Annotated in this window: 30 protein-coding genes; 18 read left to right on the forward strand and 12 right to left on the reverse strand. The window is 69.6% G+C overall.

What is annotated here, in order from left to right; translation table 11 throughout:
* Positions 1 to 716 precede the first annotated feature (716 nt).
* A complete protein-coding gene (locus tag ACWMMN_RS06410) occupies positions 717 to 1,628 on the reverse strand; it encodes a LysR family transcriptional regulator (protein WP_486423112.1) in 912 nt (303 codons plus the stop codon).
* Between the two features lie 162 nt (positions 1,629 to 1,790).
* On the opposite strand from ACWMMN_RS06410, the gene ACWMMN_RS06415 reads away from it, so the two are divergent.
* On the forward strand, positions 1,791 to 2,711 hold the full coding sequence (locus ACWMMN_RS06415; protein ID WP_486423113.1) for a pyridoxal-phosphate dependent enzyme: 921 nt from the start codon (positions 1,791 to 1,793) through the stop codon (positions 2,709 to 2,711).
* A gap of 388 nt (positions 2,712 to 3,099) precedes the next feature.
* On the opposite strand, the gene ACWMMN_RS06420 is transcribed toward ACWMMN_RS06415, so the two are convergent.
* Positions 3,100 to 4,332 carry a DUF2242 domain-containing protein gene (locus ACWMMN_RS06420; protein ID WP_486423114.1) on the reverse strand — a complete coding sequence of 411 codons (1,233 nt, stop codon included), beginning with the start codon at positions 4,330 to 4,332 and terminating at the stop codon, positions 3,100 to 3,102.
* A gap of 116 nt (positions 4,333 to 4,448) precedes the next feature.
* Complete coding sequence (locus ACWMMN_RS06425) at positions 4,449 to 5,342, reverse strand: LysR family transcriptional regulator (protein WP_174992048.1); 894 nt, start codon at positions 5,340 to 5,342, stop codon at positions 4,449 to 4,451.
* A gap of 108 nt (positions 5,343 to 5,450) precedes the next feature.
* Here ACWMMN_RS06425 and ACWMMN_RS06430 point away from each other — a divergent pair, with 108 nt between their 5' ends.
* Both ACWMMN_RS06430 and ACWMMN_RS06435 read left to right on the forward strand, forming a co-directional pair.
* Positions 5,451 to 6,203, forward strand: a complete 753-nt coding sequence (locus tag ACWMMN_RS06430) for a TerC family protein (RefSeq protein WP_059235088.1) — start codon at positions 5,451 to 5,453, stop codon at positions 6,201 to 6,203.
* A gap of 90 nt (positions 6,204 to 6,293) precedes the next feature.
* A complete protein-coding gene (locus tag ACWMMN_RS06435; protein ID WP_059235086.1) occupies positions 6,294 to 6,596 on the forward strand; it encodes a TFIIB-type zinc ribbon-containing protein in 303 nt (100 codons plus the stop codon).
* Between the two features lie 120 nt (positions 6,597 to 6,716).
* On the opposite strand, the gene ACWMMN_RS06440 is transcribed toward ACWMMN_RS06435, so the two are convergent.
* Both ACWMMN_RS06440 and ACWMMN_RS06445 read right to left on the reverse strand, forming a co-directional pair.
* Positions 6,717 to 7,127, reverse strand: a complete 411-nt coding sequence (locus ACWMMN_RS06440) for an Hsp20/alpha crystallin family protein (RefSeq protein ID WP_486423115.1) — start codon at positions 7,125 to 7,127, stop codon at positions 6,717 to 6,719.
* A 16-nt stretch (positions 7,128 to 7,143) separates the two neighbouring features.
* Entirely contained in the window at positions 7,144 to 7,584 is a 441-nt protein-coding gene (locus ACWMMN_RS06445) for an Hsp20/alpha crystallin family protein (RefSeq protein WP_059235082.1), read from the reverse strand.
* A gap of 246 nt (positions 7,585 to 7,830) precedes the next feature.
* Between ACWMMN_RS06445 and ACWMMN_RS06450 the strand changes: the two genes are divergently transcribed.
* Complete coding sequence (locus tag ACWMMN_RS06450; protein WP_059235080.1) at positions 7,831 to 8,748, forward strand: 3-hydroxyacyl-CoA dehydrogenase NAD-binding domain-containing protein; 918 nt, start codon at positions 7,831 to 7,833, stop codon at positions 8,746 to 8,748.
* A gap of 25 nt (positions 8,749 to 8,773) precedes the next feature.
* Here ACWMMN_RS06450 and ACWMMN_RS06455 read toward each other — a convergent pair whose 3' ends face one another.
* Together ACWMMN_RS06455 and ACWMMN_RS06460 are read right to left on the reverse strand one after the other, a co-directional pair.
* Positions 8,774 to 9,052, reverse strand: a complete 279-nt coding sequence (locus ACWMMN_RS06455) for a DUF4148 domain-containing protein (RefSeq protein WP_059235078.1) — start codon at positions 9,050 to 9,052, stop codon at positions 8,774 to 8,776.
* A 165-nt stretch (positions 9,053 to 9,217) separates the two neighbouring features.
* Positions 9,218 to 10,066 carry a LysR substrate-binding domain-containing protein gene (locus ACWMMN_RS06460; RefSeq protein WP_059235076.1) on the reverse strand — a complete coding sequence of 283 codons (849 nt, stop codon included), beginning with the start codon at positions 10,064 to 10,066 and terminating at the stop codon, positions 9,218 to 9,220.
* 328 nt (positions 10,067 to 10,394) lie between these two features.
* Here ACWMMN_RS06460 and madL point away from each other — a divergent pair, with 328 nt between their 5' ends.
* The 11 genes from madL to ACWMMN_RS06515 all read left to right on the forward strand — a co-directional run bounded on the left by madL (position 10,395) and on the right by ACWMMN_RS06515 (position 19,157).
* On the forward strand, positions 10,395 to 10,790 hold the full coding sequence (madL, locus tag ACWMMN_RS06465; RefSeq protein ID WP_486423116.1) for a malonate transporter subunit MadL: 396 nt from the start codon (positions 10,395 to 10,397) through the stop codon (positions 10,788 to 10,790).
* An 11-nt stretch (positions 10,791 to 10,801) separates the two neighbouring features.
* Positions 10,802 to 11,569, forward strand: coding sequence for a malonate transporter subunit MadM (gene madM, locus ACWMMN_RS06470; protein WP_059235073.1), 768 nt, complete (start codon positions 10,802 to 10,804; stop codon positions 11,567 to 11,569).
* Between the two features lie 134 nt (positions 11,570 to 11,703).
* On the forward strand, positions 11,704 to 13,350 hold the full coding sequence (gene mdcA / locus ACWMMN_RS06475) for a malonate decarboxylase subunit alpha (RefSeq protein ID WP_486423117.1): 1,647 nt from the start codon (positions 11,704 to 11,706) through the stop codon (positions 13,348 to 13,350).
* A gap of 10 nt (positions 13,351 to 13,360) precedes the next feature.
* Complete coding sequence (gene mdcC / locus ACWMMN_RS06480) at positions 13,361 to 13,675, forward strand: malonate decarboxylase acyl carrier protein (protein WP_174992053.1); 315 nt, start codon at positions 13,361 to 13,363, stop codon at positions 13,673 to 13,675.
* Complete coding sequence (locus tag ACWMMN_RS06485) at positions 13,672 to 14,607, forward strand: biotin-independent malonate decarboxylase subunit beta (protein WP_059235067.1); 936 nt, start codon at positions 13,672 to 13,674, stop codon at positions 14,605 to 14,607. Before mdcC ends, ACWMMN_RS06485 begins: the two co-directional genes overlap by 4 nt.
* Positions 14,594 to 15,301, forward strand: coding sequence for a biotin-independent malonate decarboxylase subunit gamma (gene mdcE / locus ACWMMN_RS06490; protein ID WP_256085774.1), 708 nt, complete (start codon positions 14,594 to 14,596; stop codon positions 15,299 to 15,301). Before ACWMMN_RS06485 ends, mdcE begins: the two co-directional genes overlap by 14 nt.
* The gene (gene mdcG / locus ACWMMN_RS06495; protein ID WP_486423118.1) at positions 15,288 to 15,956 is read left to right on the forward strand and encodes a malonate decarboxylase holo-[acyl-carrier-protein] synthase; all 669 of its coding nucleotides are present in this window, start codon (positions 15,288 to 15,290) and stop codon (positions 15,954 to 15,956) included. Before mdcE ends, mdcG begins: the two co-directional genes overlap by 14 nt.
* Positions 15,953 to 16,819, forward strand: a complete 867-nt coding sequence (mdcB, locus tag ACWMMN_RS06500; protein ID WP_059235063.1) for a triphosphoribosyl-dephospho-CoA synthase MdcB — start codon at positions 15,953 to 15,955, stop codon at positions 16,817 to 16,819. Before mdcG ends, mdcB begins: the two co-directional genes overlap by 4 nt.
* On the forward strand, positions 16,816 to 17,748 hold the full coding sequence (locus ACWMMN_RS06505) for an acyltransferase domain-containing protein (RefSeq protein WP_256085775.1): 933 nt from the start codon (positions 16,816 to 16,818) through the stop codon (positions 17,746 to 17,748). The genes mdcB and ACWMMN_RS06505 overlap by 4 nt, the downstream gene beginning before the upstream one ends.
* A gap of 117 nt (positions 17,749 to 17,865) precedes the next feature.
* Positions 17,866 to 18,387, forward strand: coding sequence for a phospholipase D-like domain-containing protein (locus tag ACWMMN_RS06510; protein ID WP_059235059.1), 522 nt, complete (start codon positions 17,866 to 17,868; stop codon positions 18,385 to 18,387).
* Between the two features lie 125 nt (positions 18,388 to 18,512).
* The gene (locus tag ACWMMN_RS06515) at positions 18,513 to 19,157 is read left to right on the forward strand and encodes a phosphoribosyltransferase (protein WP_059235057.1); all 645 of its coding nucleotides are present in this window, start codon (positions 18,513 to 18,515) and stop codon (positions 19,155 to 19,157) included.
* A gap of 7 nt (positions 19,158 to 19,164) precedes the next feature.
* Here ACWMMN_RS06515 and ACWMMN_RS06520 read toward each other — a convergent pair whose 3' ends face one another.
* Positions 19,165 to 20,388 carry a polyhydroxyalkanoate depolymerase gene (locus tag ACWMMN_RS06520; RefSeq protein ID WP_256085776.1) on the reverse strand — a complete coding sequence of 408 codons (1,224 nt, stop codon included), beginning with the start codon at positions 20,386 to 20,388 and terminating at the stop codon, positions 19,165 to 19,167.
* A 141-nt stretch (positions 20,389 to 20,529) separates the two neighbouring features.
* On the opposite strand from ACWMMN_RS06520, the gene ACWMMN_RS06525 reads away from it, so the two are divergent.
* Together ACWMMN_RS06525 and ACWMMN_RS06530 are read left to right on the forward strand one after the other, a co-directional pair.
* Positions 20,530 to 21,159, forward strand: a complete 630-nt coding sequence (locus tag ACWMMN_RS06525; RefSeq protein ID WP_256085777.1) for a glutathione S-transferase family protein — start codon at positions 20,530 to 20,532, stop codon at positions 21,157 to 21,159.
* A gap of 173 nt (positions 21,160 to 21,332) precedes the next feature.
* A complete protein-coding gene (locus ACWMMN_RS06530; protein WP_486423119.1) occupies positions 21,333 to 21,539 on the forward strand; it encodes a hypothetical protein in 207 nt (68 codons plus the stop codon).
* A gap of 110 nt (positions 21,540 to 21,649) precedes the next feature.
* Here the strand turns inward: ACWMMN_RS06530 and proP are convergent, their stop codons facing one another.
* Positions 21,650 to 23,140 carry a glycine betaine/L-proline transporter ProP gene (gene proP, locus ACWMMN_RS06535; RefSeq protein ID WP_059235048.1) on the reverse strand — a complete coding sequence of 497 codons (1,491 nt, stop codon included), beginning with the start codon at positions 23,138 to 23,140 and terminating at the stop codon, positions 21,650 to 21,652.
* A gap of 541 nt (positions 23,141 to 23,681) precedes the next feature.
* On the opposite strand from proP, the gene ACWMMN_RS06540 reads away from it, so the two are divergent.
* Positions 23,682 to 24,014 carry a YnfA family protein gene (locus tag ACWMMN_RS06540; protein WP_059235046.1) on the forward strand — a complete coding sequence of 111 codons (333 nt, stop codon included), beginning with the start codon at positions 23,682 to 23,684 and terminating at the stop codon, positions 24,012 to 24,014.
* Positions 24,015 to 24,041: 27 nt separating this feature from the next.
* Here ACWMMN_RS06540 and dnaQ read toward each other — a convergent pair whose 3' ends face one another.
* The 3 genes from dnaQ to ACWMMN_RS06555 are packed head-to-tail and all read right to left on the reverse strand — an operon-like array spanning position 24,042 to position 26,067.
* Entirely contained in the window at positions 24,042 to 24,776 is a 735-nt protein-coding gene (gene dnaQ / locus ACWMMN_RS06545; RefSeq protein WP_059235044.1) for a DNA polymerase III subunit epsilon, read from the reverse strand.
* Between the two features lie 38 nt (positions 24,777 to 24,814).
* Complete coding sequence (gene rnhA, locus ACWMMN_RS06550) at positions 24,815 to 25,258, reverse strand: ribonuclease HI (protein ID WP_059235042.1); 444 nt, start codon at positions 25,256 to 25,258, stop codon at positions 24,815 to 24,817.
* On the reverse strand, positions 25,255 to 26,067 hold the full coding sequence (locus ACWMMN_RS06555) for a class I SAM-dependent methyltransferase (protein ID WP_059235039.1): 813 nt from the start codon (positions 26,065 to 26,067) through the stop codon (positions 25,255 to 25,257). Before ACWMMN_RS06555 ends, rnhA begins: the two co-directional genes overlap by 4 nt.
* Positions 26,068 to 26,082 lie beyond the last annotated feature (15 nt).

Here is a 26,082-nt window from a genome sequence, read left to right on the forward strand (position 1 = left end):
CGTTGAGGACAGGGCGAAGTTTGCCTGCATTACTTTTGCGGAAAAAGCCGCATGCGGGCGAAATTATCTTGATTTCATGTCAACAATGCGGAGCAGCGGCGACATGCGCGCGAGGCTTGTGGATGATGCGTCGGCGGGGGCTGCCGAACGAGGCTGGGATTGGCGAAAGATATTCGTAAGATGAAAGGGCGGAGCCTGCGGTCGCGCGGCCGCGATCCGGTGAGGGTGTGCGGCGAATGGGCGGCCGCCCGGGGCGATGCGCCGGGCGCGGTCCGACCGCCGTGCGGCGACCTGCAGCCGGGTGGTCCGGGCGCGCGGCCCAGGTATCGGCGAGCGCCGGTGGCGGACATCGTGCGTTGGCCGGAAACCCTTTCCCCGCAAGGCGAAAGCGCAAAAAAGCCCCGACCACAGGGGGACCGTGACCGGGGCGGAAAAGCATCCTCTCTTTGGCACGAGGGTTGGATGCGGGCGCAGTATATTTCGGCCCGTGACAATTCGAATCGGCGTTAAACGGCCGTTTTGGGTGTCAATTTAAGAATTCCGGTGCCGCAGTGTCGTGCGTCAGTTTTTTGAAAGCTTTTTTATGGGCTCGACGGTGTCGTTCAACGCGCCGAAGCAGCCGGAGCGACGGTATGGCGGAGGGGCGGTTACGCTCGCCGGCCCGAGTTGCAAGCCGCGTTGCCCGATTGCGTGCCGGACGCGCCCCCGGCATCCGTTCAGCCCGGTTCGCCGGCCGCATCGCGTACGGCTGCGAGAAACCGTGCGACGACGGGGGACGGTGCCGCCGCCGCGCCGTCGAACACGAACTCGATGTCGAAGCGGCTCGCAAGCTCGTCGAGCGCGACGAGCCGGACCGTGTGCGGGCAGGTCGGCGACGCGCTTTCGGGCACGAACGCACAGCCCATCCCGGCCGCCACGAGGCCGATCAGCGTCGGGATGTCGCTGCCGACCTGCGCGATGCGCGGCGTGAAGCCGGCCTGCTGGCACTGCGCCATCAGGAACCGGTGGTGCGCGGCGGAGCGCTGTGCGTCGAACCAGACGAACGGTTCGTTTGCGACATCGGCCAGCGTGCGCGGCGCGTTGAAGCCGCCGCCCGGCGGCGCGGGCATCGCGAGCACGAAGCGGTCGCTCAGCAGCCGCACACCCGACAGGTGCGGCGCCTCGTCGCGACGCCAGGCCATGATCCCGGCGTCGAGCTGGCCACGCATCAGCGCGCTCGCCTGTTCGGCCGACAGCATCGGCGCAATCGACAGTTTCACATCGGGGCATGCGTCGCGAAACGCCTTGAGCACGTTCGCGACGATCGGCAGCGGCAGGCAGTTCGGCAGCGCGCCGAGCCGCAGTTCGCCGAGCTGGCCGGCCGCGCTGCGCAATGCGCGCTCGCGGCTGTCCTGCAGCGTGGCGAGCAGGCCGGTCGCATCCTGCAGGAAGCTCGCGCCGGCCGCCGTGAGCGTGACGCCCGTTGTGCGGCGGATCAGCAGCGCCGTACCGATCGCGTCCTCGAGCTCGCGGATCTGCCGCGACAGTGCAGGCTGGACGATGCCGGCCGCGCGGGCGCCAGCCATCACGCTGCCGGCCTGTGCGACGGCGACGAAGTAGCGCAGGTGACGCAATTCGATCTGGCGCATGCGGTGTCCGTTCCGGTTTGTTGATATGCCTGTCAAGCATAGCAAACGCCATTCGATGGTATTGGAAAGCATGACGAGCCTGCCGTACGATAACCGTCCCTGCCGCACGCGTGTGCTCACGAGTCGCGTGCGTTTCCCTCCGTTTCCACAGCGTTCCGTCCCATGCCGCTTCATATCCCGACCCCTTATATCCGCTCGCAAATCGCGTCCCGCCGGCTCGGCAGGACCATCCGGCTGAAGCTCGATGCGCTGCAGCCGTCGGGCTCGTTCAAGCTGCGCGGCATCGGTGCCGTCTGCGAGGCGCGGCATGCGGCCGGCGCGCGGCGGTTCGTGTCGTCGTCGGGCGGCAACGCGGGTATCGCGGTCGCGTATTGCGGCCGTGAGCTTGGCGTGCCGGTGCGAGTCGTGGTGCCGGAAAGCGCATCGGCCCGCGCGCGCGAACTGATCCAGGTCGAGGGCGCGGAACTCGTCGTGCACGGTGCGAGCTGGGCCGAGGCGAACGCGTTCGCCCAGTCGGCGCTCGGCGAGCACGATGCGTTCGTGCATCCGTTCGACGATCCCGTGCTGTGGCAGGGCCACGCGACGATGATCGACGAGATGGCGGCGGCCGGTCCGAAGCCCGACGCGGTCGTGCTCGCGGTCGGCGGCGGCGGGCTGTTGTGCGGCGTGCTCGAAGGGCTTGCGCGCAACGGCTGGCACGACGTGCCGGTCGTCGCGGCCGAAACGGAAGGCGCCGACTGCTACGCGCGTTCGGTTGCGCAGGGGCGTCCGGTCGAATTGCCGGCGATTGCGAGCATCGCCACGTCGCTCGGCGCGAAACGGCCGTGCGACGCGGCGGTCGAGTGGGCGACGCGCCACGAAATCCATCCCGTCGTCGTGTCCGATGCCGACGCGGTGGCTGCGTCGCTGCGGTTTCTCGACGAGCACCGGATCGTCGTCGAGCCCGCGTGCGGCGCGGCGCTGGCCGCACTCGAGCGGCCGGTGCCGGTGCTGGCGTCGGCGTCGGACATCACCGTGATCGTCTGCGGCGGCGTGACAGCGACCGTCGAGTATCTGCAGACGCTGCGCGCGACGTTGCGGTAACGCGGTAACGCGGGAAAGCGGGAAAGCGGGAAAGCGGGAAAGCGGGAAAGCGGGAAAGCGGGAAAGCAGGAAAGCAGGAAAGCAGGAAAGCAGGAAAGCAGGAAAGCAGGAAAGCAGGAAAGCAGGAAAGCAGGAAAGCAGGAAAGCAGGAAAGCAGGAAAGCGGGCGGGGCGGTCGGGAAATGGCCGGGCGGCTTGCGATCGTCGCGTGCGGAGCTTAGGGAATCGGCCGTGTCGGGCCTGCCGAGCGGCGTCGGCGTTGCTGGTCCGTCATCACGGCGTGGTCAGATGGCCGGATGCGCGGACATGGCTTGGGGAAATGACGCGGAGGGGACGCGTATCGCCGCGCTGAGCCCGGTGCGGCCGGGCGCGGCGATACGACAGATCGATCAGTTCGCGGCTGGCGCGCTCGCGCCGGAAGGCGCGGAAGATGCGACGGGGTTCACGGCGGCAGGCGACGCGCTCGACGGTGCCGATGCTGATGCAGGCGCGGAGGCTGCCGACGAAGGCGCCGGCGTGGCCGATGCCGGGGTGGCTGGGGCCGACGGTGCCGCCGGACCCGAAACCGAGGCGGGCGCGGAAACCGGTGCGGCCGCCGGTGCGACCGTCGAACCGGCAGCCGGCGAATGGGCCGAGGCCGGCGCGGGAGCCTGACCGGAGGAGGCCGACACGGGTGCCGAAGCGGGCGCAGGCGCGACAGCCGACACGGGCGCAGGCGCGACAGCCGGCGCGGGCGACGAACCGGTAGTCGATGCGGGTGCCGAAGCCGGTGCGGGCGCGGCGCCGGAGGCCGAAGCCGGGACCGCAGCAGCAACCGGCACCGACGCGGAACCGGACGCCGCCATCGGCGCGGCCGCGCGCACCGTGGCCGGCACGACGACAGCCGATGCCGCGGCCGGCACGGCGTTCGCGCCCGGCTCGGGCGCCACACCCGGCACCGAAAGCGGCACCGGCGCCGCGGGCGGCGTCGGCACGACCGGCGTCGTCATCTTGATCGGTTCGCCTTGCGGCGTCGGCGCGGGTTCGGGCAGCGGCGCGACGGGTTCCTTCTCGGCCGCCTTCACGGTTGCGCGATCGCGGCGTGCCGGGTCGATCTTCAGGAAATGGTCGACGAGATTGAAGAAGCGTTCATAGAACACGCCGGCGGGAATCGTCTCGCTCGCGGTCTTGACGAGCGCATCGTCGCTCGACCCGATCGGCAGCGACAGCGAGCCGAACACGCTCAAGCCGACGCTGGCCGACGTATTCGACTTCTTCAGCGTGTAGCGGTCCTGCACCGCATTCACGTACGCGATGCTCGACGAGCCGTCCGCGTTCGCATCCGCGCACACGACGTGAAACTCGATCACGACGTGCATGTCGTTGTTCGGCTGGAAATTCTTGCTGCCGTCGACCGCATCGTTGCGCGACGACGACACCACGTAGCCCTGGCTCAGCAGCGCCCGCCGCGCGGCCTCGCAGGCCGCGTCGGATTTCGAGTGGAACGTGTGCGCGTACGGGCTGCTCGTCGCGTCGAACTGTTCCTGCTGGTAGATCGGCTTGGGCGGCGACGAGCACGCCGCCAGCACGGTCGCGGCCGCGAGCGCGCACGAAACGGAAAACAGGCGAAATCGGTTGTGCATGGCGTCTTTCAGAAGGCTTGGCGAGAGGCTGCGCAAGGGCGGTGCCTGGGGTGATGCGCGTGCACATCTCGTAAGGCCGGGGCGTCATTATAGTTTCGTTTGATGTCGCGCTCGCTTCAGTCGGCCGGTGCGCCGCGCGCCGCGGCGAGCAATTGCGACGTCAGCGGATGATGTTCGCCGCGCCGCGAGCGGATCGCGTGGATTTCCTCGGTCACGTCGCCCGCGCGCCCGAGCCGCCTGAGCCCACGCAGCAGCGACGCGTCGTTCGCGCCGAGCTCGCTCAGCGGAAACACGCCGAGGCCGCGCGCCGCGAACACGGCCATCAGCGCGCTGTCCTCGAATTCCCCGGCCACGCGCGGGACGATCCGTTCGCCTTCCAGCCACAGGTCGAGGCGTGCGCGCAGCGCCGAGTGGGCGGTCGGCAGCAGCACGGGCAGATCGGCCAGGCACTGCGGAAAGCGCTGCCGTGCCGCCGGCGTGACGAGCGCCGCGGGCCCGTACCAGTCGACCGGCGAGGCGACGAGCCGCTCGCTCGTCACGCGCAGGTTCGACCCCGACGGCGCGCCCTGGCCGGCCAGCACGAGATCCAGATGATGCAGCGCAAGCTCCGCGAGCAGCGCATCGTGTTCGCCCTCGTGGCACAGCAGCCGCAGCGTGGGCGTGTCGAGCACCGGTGCTAGGATCGCATGCGCGGCGAGCTTGGAGATGCCGTCCGCGAGGCCGACCGCGAGCCGCACGGTCGGCTGGCTGGCCGCCGCGCGCACGTCGTCGGGAATCAGCCGCCCCATCTCGAAGATGACCTCCGCACGCGCAAACGCGGCCTGGCCCGCGTCGGTCATCGTGACGCCGCGCCCGGCCGGGCGCAGTAACTGGTGCCCGAGCGATTTCTCGAGCTCGCGCACCTGCGCGCTGATCGTCTGCACGGCCATGTCGAGCCGGCCGGCGGCGCGCGCGAAGCCGCCTTCCTTCACGACGACCCAGAAGTAGTACAGATGTCGGAAATTGAGCATCGGATCGATATATCGAAAAAACCGAACTTAAAGTCAGATTCTCTCTGATTTTTACGAAGTTCGGGGCGGCATATCATCTGGCTTTCCACTTTCGTATCGGCCCATTTCATGGACTACCTGCTGACGCTTGCCGCCGACCCCGCCGTCTGGGCCGCGCTCCTGACGCTCGTCGTGATGGAAGTCGTGCTCGGCATCGACAACCTGATCTTCATCTCGATCCTCAGCAACAAGCTGCCCGAGGCGCAGCGCGCCCGCACGCAGCGCCTCGGCATCGCGCTCGCGCTGGTGATGCGTCTTGCGCTGCTCGGCAGCGTCGCGTGGATCGCGAGCCTGACCGAACCCGTGTTCACGCTGTTCGACCACGCGTTCTCGTGGCGCGACATGATCCTGCTGTCGGGCGGCCTGTTCCTCGTGTGGAAGGCGACCACCGAGATTCATCACCACGTGTCGCATGACGGCGGCGCGGGCGGGGCGAGCGGCGCGGCCAGCCTGACGGTATGGGCCGCGATCGGCCAGATCGTGATGCTCGACATCGTGTTCTCGATCGACAGCATCGTGACCGCGATCGGCATGACCGAGCACATCCCGATCATGTTCGTCGCCGTGATCGTCGCCGTGGCCGTGATGCTGTTTGCCGCACAGCCGCTCGCACGCTTCATCGATCGCAACCCGACCATCGTGATGCTGGCGCTGTCGTTCCTGGTCGTGATCGGCATGACGCTGATCGCCGAAGGTTTCGGTTCGCATGTGCCGAAGGGGTACATCTACGCGGCAATGGCGTTCTCGGCATTCGTCGAGGGCATGAACATGCTGGCGCGGCGCGCGAAGGCGAAGCGTGCGGCGCAAGGGGAAGGTGACTGAGCCGCTGCGCGTGACGCCGGCCGCCGCGGCGGCCGGCTCGCGCGCCTCGTACGGAATCCAGACGAAATTCGCACGGAAAGGAGAAACGCGATGAAATGCCCTGTCTGCAAGACGCCCGACCTGCTGATGGCCGAGCGCCAGTCGATCGAGATCGACTACTGTCCGACGTGCCGAGGCGTGTGGCTCGATCGCGGCGAGCTCGACAAGCTGATCGCCCGCGAAACCGGCGATGCGCCGGCCCGCCGCGACGATTCGCCGACGCAGCACAACGCACCGGCGCAGCGCGGTCGCGACGATGGCTGGGGGCGCGACGGCCGCTCGCACGACGATCGTCACCGGCACGACGGCCAGCGGCGCAAGAAGTCGGTGTTCGACCTGTTTGACTTCGATTGAATCCGGATACGGCGTGCCTGCACGCGCGCCGGTCGATAAAAAAGCCCCGCCCGGCGCGATGCCGGGCGGGGCCTTTTTCATGCGCGTCGCGACACGTCACATCGCGACCCGCACCAACGCTCACGCGTTGCCGGCCGTCACGTCGATGCGGCGCGGACGCGTTTCCTCGCGGCGCGGAATCGTCAGGGTCAGCACGCCGTCGCGCAGGTTCGCGTCGATCCGCGACGTGTCGAGATCGGCGCTGAGCACGAACGACCGCGCATAGCGTGTCGAGCGCATTTCGGCGTGTCGCACGCGCAGGTCTTCCGGCGTATCGAGGTGCGTACCGGCTTCGATCGTCAGCGTCGTGTCGTGCACCTTCACGTCGAGGTTCTCGCGCGGCACGCCGGGCAGGTCGGCGCGCAGCGTGACGCCGCGATCGTTCTCGACGATGTCGACGGCCGGCGTGATCGCGGGCCGGTGCGCGGCTTCGGCAGCAGCAGGGTGAACGGTGTTCGTGTGGCGCTCGACCAGGGTCGGGTTCGTATTCATGTCGGTATCCTGAAGATTACTGAACGGTGATCGCACGCGGCTTCGCGGCTTCGCGCCGGCCGACGCGTATCAGCAGGCAGCCGTTTTCGTAGCGCGCGCTGACCTGGTCGGGATTCGCGTCGCGAGGCAGTTCGACGACGCGGCGGAACGCGCCGTGAAAGCGCTCCTGCGCGTAGGTCCGCACGTCTTCGCCTTCGGTACGCGGCACCGGCTTGCGCTCGCCGCTGATCGTCAGCAGGTCCTTGTCGATCGACACGTCGAAATCGCCTGCGGCCATGCCGGGTGCGAATGCAACGATCTCGATCGCGTCGTCGGTGGCGCCGACGTTGAGTGCGGGAAAGGCGCCCGGACGCACCGCGCGGATGCCGGACGGGCGCTCGCCGAGCAGGTTCGCCACTTGCCGCTGCACGCGGGCGAATTCGTCGAACAGGTCGTTGCCGAAATGGATACCGCTCATGTTGGTCCTCCTGAACAGGGAACACGGGAGACGTGACGGCGCGACGCCTGCGGCGGGCGCGACGGGTGGCTCCACTGGATCGAAACGGGGGCGCTGCAAGAGATGAAGCACGGCCCGACGACGGTTAATTAGTGGCCGCTGCCGCGTATTTCAAGAGGGAATCTGCAATCTGCGTCAACGCATGCGCACAGGATTCGATGCGACAATCGCCGCGAGATATCTGCAGACCAACCACACGGGACAACCATGGACATTCGACGTATCGCGATCGTCGGCGCCGGCGTGATCGGCGCGAGCTGGGCGGCTTTCTACCTGACGCAGGGTTTCGACGTTGTCGCGACCGATCCGGCGCCGCAAGCCGACGCGCGGCTGCGCGACGCGCTGGCCGCGTTTCTCGGCGAGCGGGCCGCCGAACTCTCCGCGCGGCTGTCGTTCGACGCCGATCTCGTGCGCGCGCTCGCCGGCGTCGATTTCGTGCAGGAAAACGGCCCTGAGCGCCTCGATCTGAAGCGCGCGCTGTACCGGCAGATGGACGACGTGCTGCCGGCACACGTGCCGATCGCATCGAGCTCGTCGGGGCTGAAGATGTCCGACATCCAGACCGCGTGCGCGAAGCATCCGGAGCGCTGTCTGATCGCGCATCCGTTCAATCCGCCGCACCTGATTCCGCTCGTCGAGCTGGTCGGCGGCGATGCGACCGGCCAGGACGTGATCGCGCGCGTGAAGGATTTCTACGATGCGCTCGGCAAGCAGACGATCGTCCTCAACAAGGAGATGACCGGCCATGTCGCGAACCGGCTCGCGGCCGCGCTGTTCCGCGAGGTGTATCACCTCGTCGGCGAAGGCGTCGTGAGTGTCGCCGATGCGGACAAGGCCGTCGCGTGGGGGCCCGGCCTGCGCTGGGGGCTGATGGGGCAGTGCCTGACCTACCACCTCGGCGGCGGCGCGGGCGGGATCGCGCACTTCCTCGAACACCTGTCGGGGCCGATCACGAGCTGGTGGGACGACCTCGGCACGCCTTCGTTCGATCCGGACGTCGATCGCAGGCTGAACGACGAACTGCGCGCGATCCAGGGCGAGCGTTCGATGCAGGAACTGGCGGCCGAGCGCGACCGTCTGCTCGTCGAATTGATCGACGCGCGGCGCCGCAGCTTCCTGCCCTGAGCGCGCCGGAGCGTCAGCGGTCCGGCTATTGCTGCGACGTCGATTGCGGCGCGGGCGGCGTCTGGGCCAGCCACGCGGGGCTCGCGGCCTGCACGAGTTCGCGGTTGCGTGCTCGCGTCGCGGCATTCGGCGGGTAGTTGCTGTCGTTCGTCGGCAGCTCGCCGTCGAGATAGGCCTGCTTGAGCTGGGCGATGACTTCCGCGCGGGTCAGGCCCGGCGCGGACGCAGCGGCGTCGGTCTGGGCAAAGGCGGGGGACAGCAGGGCGGCTGCGGCGGTCGCGACGGCGAATCGCAAAACGTTCATGGCGGGCTCCGATCAAGGGGACGGGGAACCGGAGGTGCGCGGCGGTTTGCCGTGCATTCCGATGGGTCCCATTGTCGCGAGCGGGTGCTGCGCGGACGATGACGCGTTCCGGGCAAAGCTGTCAGGTGCGGGCGCGGCCGCGCAGGCGTGCGGCGCCCGGTGTCGTCACAATTCGGCCGCCGCCGCGATCAGCGTCGCTTCGAGCGCGAGTGTGGAGCGCGATGCGGCCGCCGGCCGGTCGATCACGTATTCGAGTTCGCCGAGCTCGGGCAGCCCCGCGTCGAGCCGCGCGAGCCCGGCCGGGATCACGTAGCCGGCAAACGCGCTGACCCCGAGCCCCGCGCTCGCGGCCGCGCGCAACACCGCGACGCTGCTGCTCACGACCGCAATCCGGTACGGCCGTCCGACGGCCTCGAGCGATTCGAGCACGCGGCGGCGCGACACGCTCGGTTCCGGATGCATCGCGAGCGGCAGCACGGTCTCATGGCCGGTGAGCCGCGATTCGGGGCCGGTGCACCAGTACAGCGGTTCGCTGCGGATCACGCGGCCGCGCCGGCTGCCGGCGATGCGCTTCGCGAACACGAGATCGTGCCGGCCTTCGTCGAGCGCGTCGAACAGGTCGCCCGACAGCCCGGTCGAGATCGCGAGCTCGACGTCCGGGTTGCGCTGCACGAAGCTCGCGAGCGCGGCAGTCAGGTGCGCCGAAGCGAAATCCTCCGACATCGCGAGCCGCACCTTGCCCGACAGCGGCGGCCCGCACACCGACGTGACGGCTTCGTCCATCAGTTCGAGGATGCGCACCGCGTAGCGGAACAGCGCGTCGCCGTGCTGCGACAGGTGCACGTTGCGCGTGTCGCGCTCGAACAGCGGCCGGTCGAGCAGCTCCTCGAGGCGGCGGATGTGCTGGCTGACGGTCGATTGCGACAGGCTCACGCGCTCGGACGCGGCGGTGAAGCTGCCGGACTGGGCGACGGCGACGAAGCTGCGCAGCAGCTCGGGCGGTAACGGGCGCATTGCTAAATCCACTGAATCGGTTTCGACAACTTCATAAATGGCCGGATTGGGCGGCGCTAGTATCGGATCACGCGCCGGTGCGTGCCCGCAGCGGGGCGTACCGGACGCGTAGCCCGCGTCGTGCCGGCGGCTGCTTCGTTCAGTCTACGGCATCCGGCGTCCGGGCCGAAACCGCATCATCCCATCGACCGCCCGAGAACGGGCCCGCCAGACGGGCCGCCGGGCCGCGGCGCACCGCCGCAGGAGACAAGTCCGCGCCCGGGACCGGCGTGCGGGCCCGGTTCCTGCACGCGTCCGGCGCCCGTCACGAAGAGACTGGAGACGACTCATGATCATCTACGGAACCGCGCTGCTGGCGTTTTGCCACCTGGCCGGACTGTTCCTCGGCGACCTGCTCGGCAGCGCGATCGGCGTGAAGACCAACGTCGGCGGCGTCGGCATCGCGATGCTGCTGCTGATCTGCCTGCGCCTGTGGCTGCACCGGCGCGGCTGGATGCCGAAGGAGACCGAGGCCGGCGTCGGTTTCTGGGGCGCGATGTACATCCCGGTCGTCGTCGCGATGGCCGCGAACCAGAACGTCGTCGCCGCGCTGAAGGGCGGCCCCGTCGCGCTGCTGGCGGCGGTCGGCGCGATCGCGATCTGCGCATGCTGCATCGCGGTACTGGTGCGCACCGGGCGCGACGACACGGCCTTCGCGGGCGTGCCGCAATTCGAAGAACAGTAACGGAGGCCGCCATGCTGCAGATGCTCGAAAAAACCGTCGCCCACAACGGGCTCGTCGCGTCGTTCGCACTGGTCGGCCTGATCATGTGGCTGTCGTCGATCGCGTCGCGCAAGCTCACGTTCGGCCGCGTGCACGGCTCCGCGATCGCGATCGTGATCGGTCTCGTGCTCGCGTACGTCGGCGGCGCGTTCACCGGCGGCGAGAAGGGAATCGCCGACGTGCCGCTGTTCGCGGGCGTCGGCCTGATGGGCGGCGCGATGCTGCGCGATTTCGCGATCGTCGCGACCGCGTTCGAAGTGCAGCCGGCCGAGGCGCGCAAGGCCGGGCTCGTCGGCGTCGTGTCGCTGCTGCTCGGCACCGTGCTGCCGTTCATCGTCGGCGCGTGCATCGCGCGCGCGTTCGGCTATACCGATGCGGTCAGCATGACGACGATCGGCGCGGGCGCCGTCACCTACATCGTCGGGCCCGTCACGGGCGCGGCGATCGGGGCGAGCTCCGACGTGATCGCGCTGAGCATTGCGACCGGGCTCGTGAAGGCGATCATCGTGATGGTCGGCACGCCGGTCGCGGCGAACTTCATGGGCCTGAAGACGCCGCGTTCCGCGATGATCTTCGGCGGCCTCGCGGGCACCGTCAGCGGCGTGAGCGCGGGGCTCGCCGCGACCGACCGCCGGCTCGTCCCGTACGGCGCGCTGGTCGCGACGTTCCATACGGGCGTGGGCTGCCTGCTCGGCCCGTCGGTGCTGTACTTCACGACGCGCGCGCTGGTCGGCGCATGAGGCCAGGCGGTGCGGCCTGCGCGTGCGGGCCGCATCCATCGCGGCGTCCTCTGAGTCGCATTCGTCAACATCATCAATCGGCGGCGGCGCCAGGCTTAGAATGCCGCTGAACCATCGAAGCGGGAGAACTGTTCATGACGGGATGGAATCACGCGCGGCAGGCGCGCGATGCACGGCTCGCGGCCGGCGCGGCTTACGCGCAGGGCAAGCGGGTCGATGCGCGCGACACCGTCGCGTTGCTCGAAGCGGTGCTGCGGCCCGGCGACCGCGTCTGCCTCGAAGGCGACAACCAGAAGCAGGCCGACCTGCTCGCGACGGCGCTCGCCGACGTCGACAGCGCGAAGATCCACGACCTGCACATGGTGCAGTCGGGCGTCGTGCTGCCCGAGCATCTCGATGTGTTCGAGCGCGGCATCGCGAAGCGTCTCGACTTCGCATATTCGGGCCCGCAGTCGCAGCGCATCGCGAAGCTGCTGTTCGGCGGCAAGATCGCGCTCGGCGCGGTGCACACCTATCTCGAGCTGTTCGCGCGCTACTTCATCGACCTCACGCCGCAGGTCGCGCTGATCGCCGCGGTCAGCGCCGATCGCGACGGCAACCTGTACACGGGCCCGAACACCGAGGACACGCCGACCGTCGTCGAAGCCACCGCGTTCAAGGACGGCATCGTGATCGCGCAGGTCGACCGCATCGTCGACAAGGTGCCGCGTGTCGACATCCCGGGCGACCGCGTGCACTTCGTCGTCGAGGCCGGCCGGCCGTTCTACGTCGAGCCGCTGTTCACGCGCGATCCGGCTGCGATCACCGAAACGCAGATCCTCACCGCGATGCTCGCGATCAAGGGCATCTACCAGCCTTACGGCATCAAGCGCCTGAACCACGGGATCGGCTTCAACACGGCCGCGATCGAGCTGCTGCTGCCGACCTACGGCGAGAAGCTCGGGCTGAAGGGCAAGGTCTGCACGCACTGGGCGCTCAATCCGCACCCGACGCTGATTCCCGCGATCGAGTCGGGCTGGGTCGAGCAGATCCACTGCTTCGGCTCCGAGGTCGGGATGGACGACTACATCCGCGAACGTTCCGACGTGTGGTTCACGGGCCCCGACGGGTCGCTGCGCTCGAACCGCGCGTTCTGCCAGACGGCCGGCCTCTATGCGTGCGACATGTTTATCGGCTCGACGCTGCAGATCGACCTGTGCGGCCATTCGTCGACGGTCACGGCCGAGCGGATCGCGGGCTTCGGCGGCGCGCCGAACATGGGCAGCGACGCACGCGGCCGGCGCCATCCGAGCGAGCCGTGGCTGAAGGCCGGCGCGGAAGCCGACCCCGACACGCCGGCGGCGCTGCGGCGCGGCCGCAAGCTCGTCGTGCAGATCGGCGAGACGTTCGGCGACAAGAACGTGCCGATGTTCGTCGAGAAGCTCGACGCGCTGAAGCTTGCCGACAAGCTGCAGCTCGACCTCGCGCCGATCATGGTCTACGGCGACGACGTCACGCACATCGTCACCGAGGAAGGGATCGCGAACCTGTTGATGTGCCGCGACAAGGACGAACGCGAGCATGCGATCCGCGGCGTCGCCGGCTATACGGACGTCGGCCGCGGCCGCGACCGGAAGATGGTCGAGCGCCTGCGCGAGCGCGGCGTGATCCGCCGCCCGGAGGATCTCGGCATCGATCCGCTCGACGCCGACCGCCGCTGGCTCGCCGCGCGTTCGATCAAGGATCTCGTGCACTGGTCGGGCGGGCTCTACGCGCCGCCGGCCCGGTTCCGCAACTGGTGAGGAAGAGGGCATGGAACAGTTGAACTATCGCTTCACCGCGCGCGAACGCGCGAAGGGCGAGCAGGCCGCGGCGCTCGTCGGCGTGGTCGCGTCCGGCAATCTCGAGGTGCTCGTCGAGCGCGTGCTGCCGGGCAACGAATGCGAGATCGACATCCGCACCGCGGCGGTCGGTTTCGGCGCGGTATGGCAGGCCGTCGTGTCGGATTTCGTCGAACGGCGCACGCCGGGCGGCCTGAAGCTGTCGATCAACGACGGCGGCGCGCGGCCCGACATGGTGTCGTTGCGGCTCGCGCAGGCCGTGCGCGCGATCGAGGGGGAGGCATGATGAGCGACGTGATCCACGACGCGCCGGCGTTCGTCGCGAACGGCGCGAGCTGGTACGAAGCGTCGGCGCGGCAACGCATCGACGGGCTGCTCGACGCGGGCAGTTTCAGTGAATTCCTCGGGCCGGCCGAGCGCGTGACGAGCCCGCACCTGCCGCTGTTCGACCTGCCGCAGCAGTTCGACGACGGGATGGTGGTCGGCCACGGCCGGCTCGACGGCCGGCCGGTGTTCGTCGCCGCGCAGGAAGGCCGCTTCATGGGCGGCGCGTTCGGCGAAGTGCACGGCGCGAAGCTCACCGGGCTGCTGCGCGCCGCACGCGAAGTCGGCAAGCCGGTGCTGATCCTGTTCGATACGGGCGGCGTGCGGCTGCAGGAAGCGAACGCGGGCGAGCTTGCGATCGCCGAGATCATGCGTGCGCTCGTCGAAGCGCGGGCAGCCGGCGTGCCGGTGGTCGGGCTGATCGGCGGGCGTGCGGGCTGTTACGGCGGCGGCGGATTGCTCGCCGCGTGCTGTTCGGCGCTCGCGGTGTCGGAACAGGGGCGCATCAGCGTGTCGGGCCCCGAAGTGATCGAGACCAATCGCGGCGTCGAGGAATTCGATTCGAAGGATCGCGCGCTGATCTGGCGCACGATGGGCGGCAAGCACCGGCGGCTGATCGGCGGTGCCGATCGTTACGTGGCCGATACGCCGGACGCGTTCCGTGCGGCGGCGCTCGACCTGATCGGCCGCGCGCCGGCGTTCGACGCGGCGATGCTGCGCGCGGAACAGGCGCGTCTCGAAGCGCGTGTCGAACGGTTCGGCGCGTGCAAGGATGCGCGCGACGTGTGGCGTACGCTCGGGGCCGACAAGCCGGAAGCGATCCCGGGCATGCCCGACGACGCATTCGCGAAGCTCGCCGACCAGTTACAGGAGCCGCAGCATGACGCTCGATGAAGTCCTGAATTCGCTGTTTCCCAACGGTCATTCGATCGCGCGCGATGGCGGCCTGCTGACCGGCCACGCGGAACTGGCCGGCACGCGCGTCGACGTGATCGGCGTCACCGACCGCTTGCCGTTCGGCATCGACGAAGCGCTGACGCTCGCGTCGCGCGTGCTCGACACGATCGCGCGCGGCGGTGACACGCCGATCGTCGTGCTCGTCGACAGCGACAGCCAGCGGATGAGCAAGCGCGACGAACTGCTCGGCCTGAACGAAGGGCTGTCGCACCTCGCGAAGTGCCTGATGCACGCGGATCTCGCCGGGCACCGGACGATCGGCGTGCTGTACGGCCATACGGCGGCCGGCGCGTTCATCGCGACCGCACTCGCGACGCGCACGCTGCTCGCGGTGCCGGGCGCCGAGCCGGAGGTGATGGACCTGCCGTCGATGTCGCGCGTGACCAAGCTGCCGATCGACGTGTTGAAGGAGATGTCGCGTTCGACGCCGGTGTTCGCGCCGGGGCTCGACAACCTCGTGAAGATGGGCGCTGTCGACGCCGTGCTCGATCCGGCCCGCGCGCTCGACGCACAGGTCGGCGAATGGCTCGGCAAGCCGTTGGATCGCGTCGACCGGCGTGCGTCGCGCGGCCGGCCGGTTGCGACCGACGTCGCGCAGCGCGTCGAGGCACTCGCGCGTGCCGCACGCTGAGCCGCCGCTGCGCCGTCACACGCTCGTCACGCTGACGGCGGCCGGGTGGGGCGCGGCATTCGCGCGCGACCCTGCACTTGCGGGCGATCCGCTCGTGCGCGCATGGGCCGAACGCGGCTGGCCGTTGATCGTGCGCCGTGCGTCGCCGGATGAAGCCGATGCCGGCCGCGTGCCGCTCGGCCTGCCGCTGCCGCCTGCGGCGGGCAAGCGGCGCATTGCGCTGAACGTCGCCGCCGACGCGCTCGCGACGGTCGGCCCGCTGCCCGCGCTGGCCGGCGTGCTCGCCGCCGCGCCCGACGCATGGCACGTGCCGTTGCGCGCGCTCGACGCGCTCGGCGCGCGCTGCGGCGTGCCGGGCCGCGTGTTCGGCAGTCTTGCGTGGCAGGCGCTGACGGGCGAGCCGTACCTGGCCGCATCGTCCGATCTCGACATCGTGTTTCCGCTGCCGGCCGCCGAGTCGCTCGCCGCGCTGCTCGACGGCCTCGCGGCGATCGACGCGCGTGCGCCGATGCGGATCGACGGCGAGTTGCTGCGCGCCGACGGCGCGGGCGTCAACTGGCGCGAACTGCACGCGCGGCTGCCCGACGTCGCGGTGAAGACCGCGATCGGCGTCGAATTGATGACGGCCGACGCATTCACCGGAGCCGCACGATGAGCGCATGGGCTGCCTGTCGCGTACCGGCGCCGTCCGATGCGGAGCGTATCGCCGCGCTGGCCGAGCGCAGCCTCGTGCTCGAGATCGAAACCTTTCCGAAGCCGGGCCTCGTCAGTCACGTCGACAGCGGCAGTCACACCGACATGGACGCTGCGACGTTCGCGCGCAGCGCCGCCGTGCTGCGGCCGTACTTCGCGGAGCTGGCCGACGCGGGCGCGCGCGACGCGGACATGACCGTGCTGCGCAAGATCGGCCTGCGTGCCGAACACGCGATGCTCGCCGCGACCGGCGGCGTCAATACGCATCGCGGCGCGATCTTCGGGCTCGGGCTGCTGTGCGCGGCCGCGGGCCGGCGCGCGATGCCGGGCGCCGTACCGGACGGGACGACGCTCGGCGCGTTCGTCTCCGGCCGCTGGGGCACCGATATTCTCGGCGGCCCGCGCTTGCCCGACAGCCACGGCGAGCGGGCCAGCCACCGCTACGGCGTCGGCGGCGCGCGTCGTGAAGCGGCAGACGGCTTCGCGACCGTGTACGCGGTCGGGTTGCCCGCGTTGCGCCGCGCGCAGCGCGATCTGCCGGACGACCCGGAGGCCGCGCGCGTGGCAGCGTGCTTTGCGCTGATCGCCGCGCTCGACGACACGAATCTGCTGCACCGGGGCGGGCAGGGTGGCCTCGATTTCGCGCGGGCGACCGCTCGCGCGTTCGTCGCACGCGGCGGCGTGCGGGCGCGCGACTGGCGGCTGCGCGCGGCCGCCGCGCACCGTGCATTCGTCGCGCGCCGGCTGAGCCCGGGCGGCGCGGCCGACCTGCTTGCGATGAGCGTATTCGTCGATGCGCTCGAAGCCGACGGGGGCCCGCGATGACGCTGGCCATCCTCTGTTCAGGACAAGGCGCGCAGCGCGCCGACATGTTCGACCTGACGGGGGCCGCGCCGCAGGCCGATGCATTGTTCGCGTACGCCGGCCGGCTCCTTGGCGACGATCCGCGCACATGGGTCCGGCAGGCCGGGCCGGACGCGCTGTGCGAGAACCGCGCTGCGCAGATCCTCTGTACGGTCCAGGCGCTCGCGGCCGCCGCGCTGCTCGACGCGGCGTGGCCGCGCCGGCGCTGCGTCGCGGGCTACAGCGTCGGCGAGGTCGGCTCCTGGAGTGTGGCGGGGATGATCGAGCCGCACGACGCGCTCGATCTGGCCGACGCGCGTGCACGCGCGATGGATGCCGCAAGCGGCGGCGACGAGCGGATGGTGTTCGTGCGCGGCCTGACGCGCGCGCAGCTTGCGCAACTGTGCGACGGCCGCGATGCGGCCATCGCGATCGCGAACCCCGGCGATGCGTTCGTGGTCGCGGGGCGGCACGCGGATGTCGAGGCAGTGGCCGACGACGCGGCGCGTGCCGGCGCACAGCGCGTGGCGCCCGTCTGCGTGCGGATCGCGTCGCACACGCGCCGGCTCGCGGCGGCCGTGCCGGTATTTCACGCGTCGCTCGCCGCGGCGCACGTGCGGCGGCCGTTGCCCGGCACGCGGCTGTTCTCGGGGATCGACGGCGCGTCGGTGCTGGATATCGACGCGGGCCTCGACAAGCTCGCGCGGCAGATCGCGGAGCCGGTCGAGTGGGCGGCCTGTCTCGCCGCCTGCGTGGAGGCCGGCGCCACCGCGTTTCTCGAACTCGGCCCCGGGCGGGCGCTGGCCGAGATGGCCGGCGGCGCGTATCCCGCGTTGCCCGCGCGCAGCCTCGCGGATTTTCGGTCCGTCGACGGCGTGACGAGCTGGCTCGCGCGCGTCGCGGCCGGTTGATCGACCGTCTGAAATACGGCCCGGAACACAGCCGCCAGGCCCTCGTTCCGCATTGGGTGTTGCGCCGGCGCAGCAGCGTCGCAGGCGCCCCTTGCCACGCGAATTGGCGCCGCTACAATGGCGCCCGCCATGAGACCAGCCGCCTTCTTTTTCGCCGTGTTCTGCTGCGTGACGAGCGTCCACGCGAGCCAGATTCCGTCCGACGCCGCATCGGTCGGCACGTACTTTTCGTATGACAACGCGGCGGCCGACGCGACCGTCGACCTGATCGAACAGGCGCAGCGCCGCGTGTTGCTGGCCGGCTATACGCAGGTGCCGCCGGTTGTCGCGAGCGCGCTGCGCGCGGCCCGCGCGCGCGGGATCGAGGTACGCGTGGTGCTCGTGCGCACGCCGCGCGCGGGCCGGTACAGCGGCGCCGGCTATCTGAAATCCGCGGGCATCGACGTCGCGATCGATTCGCGGCATGGCGACCCCGCACCGCGCTTCGTGATCGTCGACGACAGCGTCGCGCTGACGACGCTGTCCGACGGCGCGGCCGCGCATGCCGAGACGGTGAACGTGTTCCGGCGTGCCCCCGAACTCGCGCAATCCTACGCGCAGTCTTTCTGGCGGCTATACCGGCAGGCCGGCGGCCTCTGACCCTTGCCTGCGGCGTGTCCTGCGCCGGTGTGACCCTGCTTGCATCGGCGCGGCCGATGAACCATGCTCGATGACAGGCGCCGGCGCGGGTTCCGCGCATCCGGCGCAACGGCAGGGAGCCGATCGTGACCGAATATTTTGCCGATCGCGCCGATGCCGGCCGCCAGCTGGCCGACGCGCTGCGCGAATACGCGGGGCGCAGCGATGTCGTCGTGCTCGCGTTGCCGCGCGGCGGCGTGCCCGTCGCGTATCCGGTCGCCTGCGCGCTGCGCGCGCCGCTCGACGTGCTGGTCGTGCGCAAGCTCGGCGTGCCGCACGATCCCGAGCTCGCGATGGGCGCGATCGCCACGGGTGGCGCGATTCACCTGCAACGTTCGGTGCTCCGCTCGATGGGGGTCTCCGACTCGCAACTCGCCGACGTGATCGTGCGCGAAACGGTCGAACTGCATCGTCGCGAAGCGTTGTATCGCGGCGCCGTGCCGCCGTTGCCGGTGGAAGGGCGCATCGCGATCGTCGTCGACGACGGTGTCGCGACCGGCGCATCGATGTGCGTCGCGCTGCAGGCATTGCGCGCGCGGCGCCCCGCGCGGGTCGTGGCGGCTGCGCCGGTTGCGCCGGCGGGTACGCGGCACGTGTTCGACGGCCTGGCCGACGCGTTCGTCACGGTGTCGCAGCCGCTGCGGTTCTTCGGGATCAGCCAGTTCTACGCACGCTTCGAGCAGACGAGCGACGACGAGGTGCGCGCATGGCTCGACGCGGCCCGGTCCTGACGCGTCGTCACGTTCGCCGGATGCGGCGCGGGCGCGGGCGCGGCCGGCCGGCCTCGGCCAGCGCGAACACGCGCTGCAGCGCCGGATGGACGGTGCCGTGCCAGCGCGCCCCGATAAACAGCCCGTAGTGATCGCAATCGTCGACGTCGATACGGTGACGCTCGCCGGCCGACAGGCCGCTGCACAGGTCGAGCGCCGCGTGCGTCTGGCCGGCGCCCGTGACCGTGTCGCAGGCGCCTTCGACGGTCAGCAGCGCGACGCCGCGCAGCCTGGCCGGTTCGACGCGCCGGCCGCCCACGTCCCACGTGCCGGTCGCGAGACGCATGCGCTGGAACACGATGTCGACCGTATCGAGGAAATAGTCGGCCGGCATGTCGAGCAGCGCCGTGTATTCGAGCAGCGCACGCCGCGCGCCGGCGAGCCCGGCCAGGTCGAAGCGCGATGCGGCCAGCGCGTAGGCCTCGATCAGCGTCAGGAAGCGTTTCGGATACAGCAGCGCGATCTCGCCCTGCTGCAGATAGGTCGGGAACACGTGGCGGCCGTGCCCCGCGAAGCCGGGCGGCACGATGTCGATCAGATGACGCCGGCACCAGTCGAGCGAATGGCTGGCGGCGGCGGTGCCGAGCGCGCTCGGATTCAGGCGCGCATCGAGCGGGCCGCCGATCAGCGTGACGCTCGCGGGCGGCGCGAGGCCGCGCGCGGCACGCAGTGCGAGTGCGCCGAGCGCCGGTACGGTTGCCTGGCACACGGCGACGACGTGCAGCGGCCGGCCGTCGTGCTGGAGTGCGTCGACGAAGCCGTCGAGCATCGCGACATATTCGTCGAGCCCGAAACGGCCTGCCGCGAGCGGCACGTCGCGCGCATTGCGCCAGTCGGTCACGCAGACGTCGCCGTCGGCGAGCAGCGTCTCGGCGGTTTCCCGCATCATCACGGCCGCGTGCCCGGCGAGCGGCGCGCACAGCAGCACCGTGCGGCGCGCATCGGCGTGCGCGAAGCGCCGCAGGTCGCAAAACGGCGTATGCGCGACGATCCGCTCGCCGATGGCGGGCCAGTCGATGTCGAAGCACGGCGGGGCGGCCGGCGGCCCGAGCAGCGGTTCGAACAGGTCGTCGTAGCACGACGACGCGGCGTGCGGCAGCGAGGCCGCGGGCCACGCATCGAAGGCGTACCGTGTCGCCGCGCGCCAGGCGCGCATCCATTCCCGCTGCTGCTCGACGAGGGCATACCACATGGCGGACCTTGGGGCGGAAGGGGCGTGAACTTGCATTATGGTCACTGTGGCCGGGCAGCGGGAGCCGGATGAGGCCCTAGGCGGCACCGCGCGACGCTGCTACAGTCGTCGGTCCCATTCTCCTCAAGCGGAGCGTTTGCGATGAAGCTGATCGGCATGCTGGATTCCCCGTTCGTGCGCCGCGTCGCCATTTCGGCGAAGCTGCTCGACCTGCCGTTCGAACACGAGTCGATCTCGGTGTTTCGCCATTTCGAGCAGTTCAGGACGGTCAACCCGGTCGTCAAGGCGCCGACGCTCGTGACCGGCGACGGCGCGACGCTGATCGATTCGTCGCTGATCGTCGACTATCTCGATCACCTGGTGGCGCCGGAGCGGCGCCTGCTGCCGGACGCCGCCGAGCCGCGGCTGCGAGCGCTCGTGCCGGTCGGCTTCGCGCTGGCGGCCGCCGAGAAAACCGTGCAGGTCGTCTACGAGCAGGCGCTGCGCCCGTCCGACAAGCAGCACGCGCCGTGGATCGAACGCGTACTGAGCCAGCTGGAAGGCGCGTACGGCGCGCTGGAGCCGCTCGTCGCGGCCGCGGATGGCTGGTTCGGCGGCGCGCGGCTGCTGCAATCCGACGTGACGGTCGCGGTGGCCTGGCGTTTCACGCAGTTCATGGCGGCCGATTATCCGGTGCTTGCGCGGATCGATCCGGCCCGTTATCCGGCGCTCGCCGCACATTCGGCGCGGGCGGAAGCGCTGCCGGCATTCGTCGAAACGCCGCTCGTCTAGGCGCTGCAGTGCGGCGCAATGCCGCGCCACGCCGCGTTTCGTCGTCCGTCCGGCCTTGTCCGGCAGGCCGCTGCCGATTGTTCGCAGCGGCTGACAAGTGACTTCGCATTCGCGCTGTTTATCCGGAAGCGGCCGGTCCCTAAAATCCACTCCATCGAATCACGCCTTGCCAGATGGAGCCGATGATGAAAGCCTTGATCGAATCGAGCCTGTACCACCCGTCCGTCGTGTTGCCGCTTGCCGCGCTGACACAGCTGATGGTCGAGCGCGACTTCAATCTCGGCCAGGTCGGGTTGATCATGGTGACGCGCGGCGCCCAGGCGGCCGTGTCGCGTTCGCGCGCGCTGATCTTCTGCCGTCATTGCGAAGTGCGCGCGTGAAAGCGTTCGCGTCGAAAGGATAAAAAAATGCCCGGCCGGCGCAAGCCGGTCGGGCGGATCGGGTTCGATCGGGCCCCGGCTTCGGCCGGGGCTTTTTCATGGGGCGGCGCTCAGGCGCGTGCCGGCGTCGCGACGCCATACATCTCCGGCGCGTCGTCCTCTTCGCGCAGCTTGCGCGCAAGCTGGTGCGCCTCGCGGCGCGTCGCGACGGCGGGCGGCGAGCCCTTCAGCGGCTGGCGCGCGGTTTCGGCGAGCGCGACGACCGATACGATGCCGATCACGGCGGCGCCCATCATGTAGTACGCGGGCATCATCAGGTTGTGCGTCACGTCGACGAGCCACGCGGTCATCAGCGGCGTCGTGCCGCCGAACAGCGACACCGACACGTTGAAGCCGATCGCGAGCGCGCCGTAGCGGATCTCGGTCGGGAACAGCGCGGGCAGCGCCGACGGCATCACGCCGGTGAAGCACGACAGCAGCACGCCGAGGATCAGCAGACCGCCGAACACCGACGCGGTGGTGCCCGCATGGATCAGCATCATCGCCGGCATCGACAGCACGAGCAGGCCGACGCAGCCGGCGAGCATCACGGGCTTGCGGCCGATCTTGTCCGACAGGCGGCCCGCGTACAGCGTCATCGGCATCATCAGCACCATCACGATCAGCACGAGCACGAGGCTGTGCGATTCGTCGAAGTGCAGCGTCGACGACATGAAGCTCGGCAGGTACGACAGCACCATGTAGTCGGTCACGTTGAAGATCAGCACGAGGCCGACGCACAGCAGCAGTGCACGCCAGTTGCGCATCAGCGTTTCGCGGAAGCGCGCTTTCGGCACGGCCTTGTCCTGGGCTTCACGTTCTTCGGCCTGGCGCTTGAACGCCGGCGTTTCCTCGAGCTTCATCCGGATGTAGAGGCCGATCAGGCCGAGCGGGCCCGCGATCAGGAACGGCACGCGCCAGCCCCACGACAGCAGCGCTTCCTGCGACAGCGACGCGGTGAGCAGCGCGACGACGCCGGCGCCCAGCACGTACCCGATCAGCGTGCCGAATTCGAGGAAGCTGCCCATGAAGCCACGGCGCTTGTCGGTCGAGAATTCGGCGATGAAGGTGGCCGCGCCGCCGTATTCGCCGCCGGTCGAGAAGCCCTGCACGAGGCGGGCGACCAGCAGCAGCACGGGCGCCATGATGCCGATCGACGCGTAGCTGGGGATCAGGCCGATCGCGAAGGTGCCGACGGCCATCATGATCATCGTCGCGGCGAGCACGCGCTGGCGGCCGATACGGTCGCCGAGCGGGCCGAACACCATGCCGCCGAGCGGGCGCACGAGAAACGCGGCCGCGAACGTGCCGAAGGTCGCGAGCAACTGCGCGGACGGGCTGCTGGACGGGAAGAACACCTTGCCGAGCGTGACGGCGATGTAGCTGTAGACGCCGAAGTCGAACCATTCCATCGCATTGCCGATGGCCATCGCGCTGACGGCGCGCTTGAGCAGGCTCTGGTCGACGACGGTAATGTCGTCCGCGGCGAGCGGAGCTTCACCGGACGGCGAAGCGGAGGAAGAAGCAGCGGTCGGGCTGACGTGTGTTGCGGTCAAGGTCATGCACTCCTTTGACTGCGCCGGAACGGGCGGGCCGTCCGACACGGTTTGCCGGCGAGCGCGGTGTCGCGTGCTGCGCGTCGGGGCAAACCTTTAAGCACTTACTGCACAACGGGCGGTAAAGGGCCGTAAGGGGCTGCTTCGACGCGGGCCCGATGGGCCGTCGCGACAGTGCGCTCATGAAGAATGGGCCGCGTGATGCAGGCGGCAGATGCCGGTGCGGACGATGTGTCCGGCGCTCCGGCAACGCCCCGGAGGGGCAACGAAACGAGAAAAGCGGGCCTGTCGGGCGGGCTTTCCTGTGGATGCAATTTCGGTCGAAGCGCCGGCCCGCAACGCGCGGACGGACTTCTCTCGAAATCGAATAGACAGAGATTGAATGTTGAAACAGGCGACATGATAGCACGATGACGGATGATCGTGCAAATTGCCGGGAAACGCCCGTCTGGCGGGGCGTTCGGCGCGGCCTGCTCGGGTATGATCGGCGGCGCGCGGCGGGGCCGTGCGGCCCCCGGGAGCAGGGGGCGAATTCGCGAGAAACCGGATGACCGAACTGATGAAGATCGCGGCGCTGTTCGCCGCCACCGCGCTGGCCGAAATCGTCGGCTGCTACCTGCCGTGGCTCGTGCTGAAGGGCGGCCGCCCGGTCTGGCTGCTGGTGCCGGCCGCACTGTCGCTCGCGCTGTTCGCGTGGCTGCTGACGCTGCACCCGAGTGCGGCGGGGCGCACCTATGCCGCGTACGGCGGCGTGTATATCGCGGTGGCGCTGGTCTGGCTGCGGGTGGTCGACGGCGTCGCGCTGACCCGCTGGGACGTGGCCGGCGCGGTGCTCGCGCTCGGCGGGATGGCCGTCATCGCGCTGCAGCCGCGCGCGTAAGCGCGGCCGCAGTGCGTGCGGCGGGCGTCAGGCCGATTCGGCGGCGCCCGCGTCGGCGGACTGGCGCCACACGCAGGTGCCCTTGACCGACTTGTCGAGCTCGTCGAGCTGCGCCTGGTGCGCGGCGAGCTCGTCGTCGCTCGCGGCCACCACGGCCAGGTCGAGCGCGGCGAGCGATACGCGCTGCCCGCTCGCGGCGCCGCCGCCCGCGCCCGCGTCGTCGAGCATGTCGATCACGAGGCTTTCCTGGCCGCGCGTCATCGCGAGATACACCTCGGCGAGCAGCTCCGAGTCGAGCAGTGCGCCGTGCAGCGTCCGGTGCGCATTGCTGATGCCGAAGCGGTCGCACAGCGCGTCGAGCGAGTTGCGCTTGCCGGGGAACATCTGCTTGGCCTGCACGAGCGTGTCGATCACGCCGCCGCACTGTTCGGTGAACGGCGGCAGGTTGAGCCGCGCGAATTCGGCATCGAGGAAGCCAAGGTCGAACGGTGCGTTGTGGATGATCAGCTCGGCGTCCTTCACGAAGTCGCGGATCTGGTCGGCGACTTCCGCGAATTTCGGCTTGTCGCTGAGGAATTCGGTCGTGAGGCCGTGCACGGCCAGTGCCCCCGGATCGCTGTCGCGCTCGGGGTTCACGTAGAAGTGCAGGTTGTTGCCGGTGAGCTGCCGGTTCAGCAGCTCGACGCAGCCGATTTCGATGAGGCGGTCGCCGGTGCGGGCGTTCAGGCCGGTGGTTTCGGTATCGAGAATGATCTGGCGCATGTCGGGGGAAACGAAGAAAACAGGGGAGCGGCCGGCGTTCAGGCCGTGAGCGATTCGACGCCGCGATTCGCGAGCGCGTCCGCGCGCTCGTTTTCGGGATGGCCCGCGTGACCCTTGACCCAGCGCCACTCGACCTCGTGCTGCGCGACGAGCGCGTCGAGCCGCTTCCACAGGTCGGAATTCTTCACGGGCGTTTTCGCCGCGGTGACCCAGCCTTTCTTCTTCCAGCCGTGGATCCACTCGCTGATGCCTTTCTGCACGTATTGCGAGTCGGTATGCACGACCACCTGGCACGGCCGCTTCAGCGCTTCGAGCGCAGCGATCACGCCCATCAGCTCCATGCGGTTGTTGGTCGTGTTCGGCTCGCCGCCGAACAGTTCCTTCTCCTGGTTGCCGTAGCGCATCAGTGCGCCCCAGCCGCCGGGGCCGGGGTTGCCCTTGCAGGCGCCGTCGGTATAGATGTCGATGGTATCGGTAGTCATGAATGTTCTTGATGGGTAGTCGGGGAAGCCGCCGGCGTCAGGCCCGGTGCGAGCACGGGCTTCTTCATCTTGATCTGGCCGACGAGACGCATGCCGCGCACGCGCTTGACGGCCGTCACCATGTAGACGGCGCCGAAGATCGGCCACCAGCGGTCGCCGGCGGCCTCCATGAAGCCGTAGCGGCCCAGCCACTTGTCGGTGACGAGCGGCGGCCGGTAACAGCCGAAGCGGCCGCGTTCGAGGTCGAAGCCGAGCAGCTTGATCCAGTCCTTGAGCCGGATGAACGCGATCTGGTCGCGCGTGGCCGGCACGAACGGGCGGTTCGCCATGCGCCCGAACGATTGCCGCATGCCCCACAGGCTGAGCGAGTTGAAGCCGGTGATCACGAGCTGGCCTTCCGGCATCAGCACGCGCTCGGCCTCGCGCAGCAGGCGGTGCGGATCGGACGTGAATTCGAGCGTGTGCGGCATCACGATCAGGTCGACGCTCTGCGACTCGAACGGCAGGTCGAGCAGGTCGCACCAGGTCGTGCTGCGATCGGCGGGTGCGTGCTCCGCCGCGTGCGCCTCGCGCGCCCACGGAAACTGGTAGGGCGCGCTCGCGCCGCTCGCCGGATCGAGCACGAGGCCGCGATACGGCATGCGGTTCTCGCGCAGCGCGTCGAGTTGCGGCAGGCCGAGCTGCAGCGCATGAAACCCGAAGACGTCGGACACGATCCGGTCGAGCTGCGCCTGCTCCCAGTCCAGCACGTAGCGGCCGGGAGGCGAGTCGGTCCAGGCGGGCCAGTCTATAATTTGACGATCAGACATAACGATGATTGCGCG

The organism is Burkholderia cepacia complex sp. TUM26381 (genome assembly GCF_057439935.1).

Bases quoted from the DNA above. Each gene is read 5' to 3' on its own strand.
- ACWMMN_RS06410 (WP_486423112.1), bottom strand. From the start codon at position 1,628: ATGCGCCAGATCGAATTGCGTCACCTGCGCTACTTCGTCGCCGTCGCA.
- ACWMMN_RS06415 (WP_486423113.1), top strand. From the start codon at position 1,791: ATGCCGCTTCATATCCCGACCCCTTATATCCGCTCGCAAATCGCGTCC.
- ACWMMN_RS06420 (WP_486423114.1), bottom strand. From the start codon at position 4,332: ATGCACAACCGATTTCGCCTGTTTTCCGTTTCGTGCGCGCTCGCGGCC.
- ACWMMN_RS06425 (WP_174992048.1), bottom strand. From the start codon at position 5,342: ATGCTCAATTTCCGACATCTGTACTACTTCTGGGTCGTCGTGAAGGAA.
- ACWMMN_RS06430 (WP_059235088.1), top strand. From the start codon at position 5,451: ATGGACTACCTGCTGACGCTTGCCGCCGACCCCGCCGTCTGGGCCGCG.
- ACWMMN_RS06435 (WP_059235086.1), top strand. From the start codon at position 6,294: ATGAAATGCCCTGTCTGCAAGACGCCCGACCTGCTGATGGCCGAGCGC.
- ACWMMN_RS06440 (WP_486423115.1), bottom strand. From the start codon at position 7,127: ATGAATACGAACCCGACCCTGGTCGAGCGCCACACGAACACCGTTCAC.
- ACWMMN_RS06445 (WP_059235082.1), bottom strand. From the start codon at position 7,584: ATGAGCGGTATCCATTTCGGCAACGACCTGTTCGACGAATTCGCCCGC.
- ACWMMN_RS06450 (WP_059235080.1), top strand. From the start codon at position 7,831: ATGGACATTCGACGTATCGCGATCGTCGGCGCCGGCGTGATCGGCGCG.
- ACWMMN_RS06455 (WP_059235078.1), bottom strand. From the start codon at position 9,052: ATGAACGTTTTGCGATTCGCCGTCGCGACCGCCGCAGCCGCCCTGCTG.
- ACWMMN_RS06460 (WP_059235076.1), bottom strand. From the start codon at position 10,066: ATGCGCCCGTTACCGCCCGAGCTGCTGCGCAGCTTCGTCGCCGTCGCC.
- madL (WP_486423116.1), top strand. From the start codon at position 10,395: ATGATCATCTACGGAACCGCGCTGCTGGCGTTTTGCCACCTGGCCGGA.
- madM (WP_059235073.1), top strand. From the start codon at position 10,802: ATGCTGCAGATGCTCGAAAAAACCGTCGCCCACAACGGGCTCGTCGCG.
- mdcA (WP_486423117.1), top strand. From the start codon at position 11,704: ATGACGGGATGGAATCACGCGCGGCAGGCGCGCGATGCACGGCTCGCG.
- mdcC (WP_174992053.1), top strand. From the start codon at position 13,361: ATGGAACAGTTGAACTATCGCTTCACCGCGCGCGAACGCGCGAAGGGC.
- ACWMMN_RS06485 (WP_059235067.1), top strand. From the start codon at position 13,672: ATGATGAGCGACGTGATCCACGACGCGCCGGCGTTCGTCGCGAACGGC.
- mdcE (WP_256085774.1), top strand. From the start codon at position 14,594: ATGACGCTCGATGAAGTCCTGAATTCGCTGTTTCCCAACGGTCATTCG.
- mdcB (WP_059235063.1), top strand. From the start codon at position 15,953: ATGAGCGCATGGGCTGCCTGTCGCGTACCGGCGCCGTCCGATGCGGAG.
- ACWMMN_RS06505 (WP_256085775.1), top strand. From the start codon at position 16,816: ATGACGCTGGCCATCCTCTGTTCAGGACAAGGCGCGCAGCGCGCCGAC.
- ACWMMN_RS06510 (WP_059235059.1), top strand. From the start codon at position 17,866: ATGGCGCCCGCCATGAGACCAGCCGCCTTCTTTTTCGCCGTGTTCTGC.
- ACWMMN_RS06520 (WP_256085776.1), bottom strand. From the start codon at position 20,388: ATGTGGTATGCCCTCGTCGAGCAGCAGCGGGAATGGATGCGCGCCTGG.
- ACWMMN_RS06525 (WP_256085777.1), top strand. From the start codon at position 20,530: ATGAAGCTGATCGGCATGCTGGATTCCCCGTTCGTGCGCCGCGTCGCC.
- ACWMMN_RS06530 (WP_486423119.1), top strand. From the start codon at position 21,333: ATGGAGCCGATGATGAAAGCCTTGATCGAATCGAGCCTGTACCACCCG.
- proP (WP_059235048.1), bottom strand. From the start codon at position 23,140: ATGACCTTGACCGCAACACACGTCAGCCCGACCGCTGCTTCTTCCTCC.
- ACWMMN_RS06540 (WP_059235046.1), top strand. From the start codon at position 23,682: ATGACCGAACTGATGAAGATCGCGGCGCTGTTCGCCGCCACCGCGCTG.
- dnaQ (WP_059235044.1), bottom strand. From the start codon at position 24,776: ATGCGCCAGATCATTCTCGATACCGAAACCACCGGCCTGAACGCCCGC.
- rnhA (WP_059235042.1), bottom strand. From the start codon at position 25,258: ATGACTACCGATACCATCGACATCTATACCGACGGCGCCTGCAAGGGC.
- ACWMMN_RS06555 (WP_059235039.1), bottom strand. From the start codon at position 26,067: ATGTCTGATCGTCAAATTATAGACTGGCCCGCCTGGACCGACTCGCCT.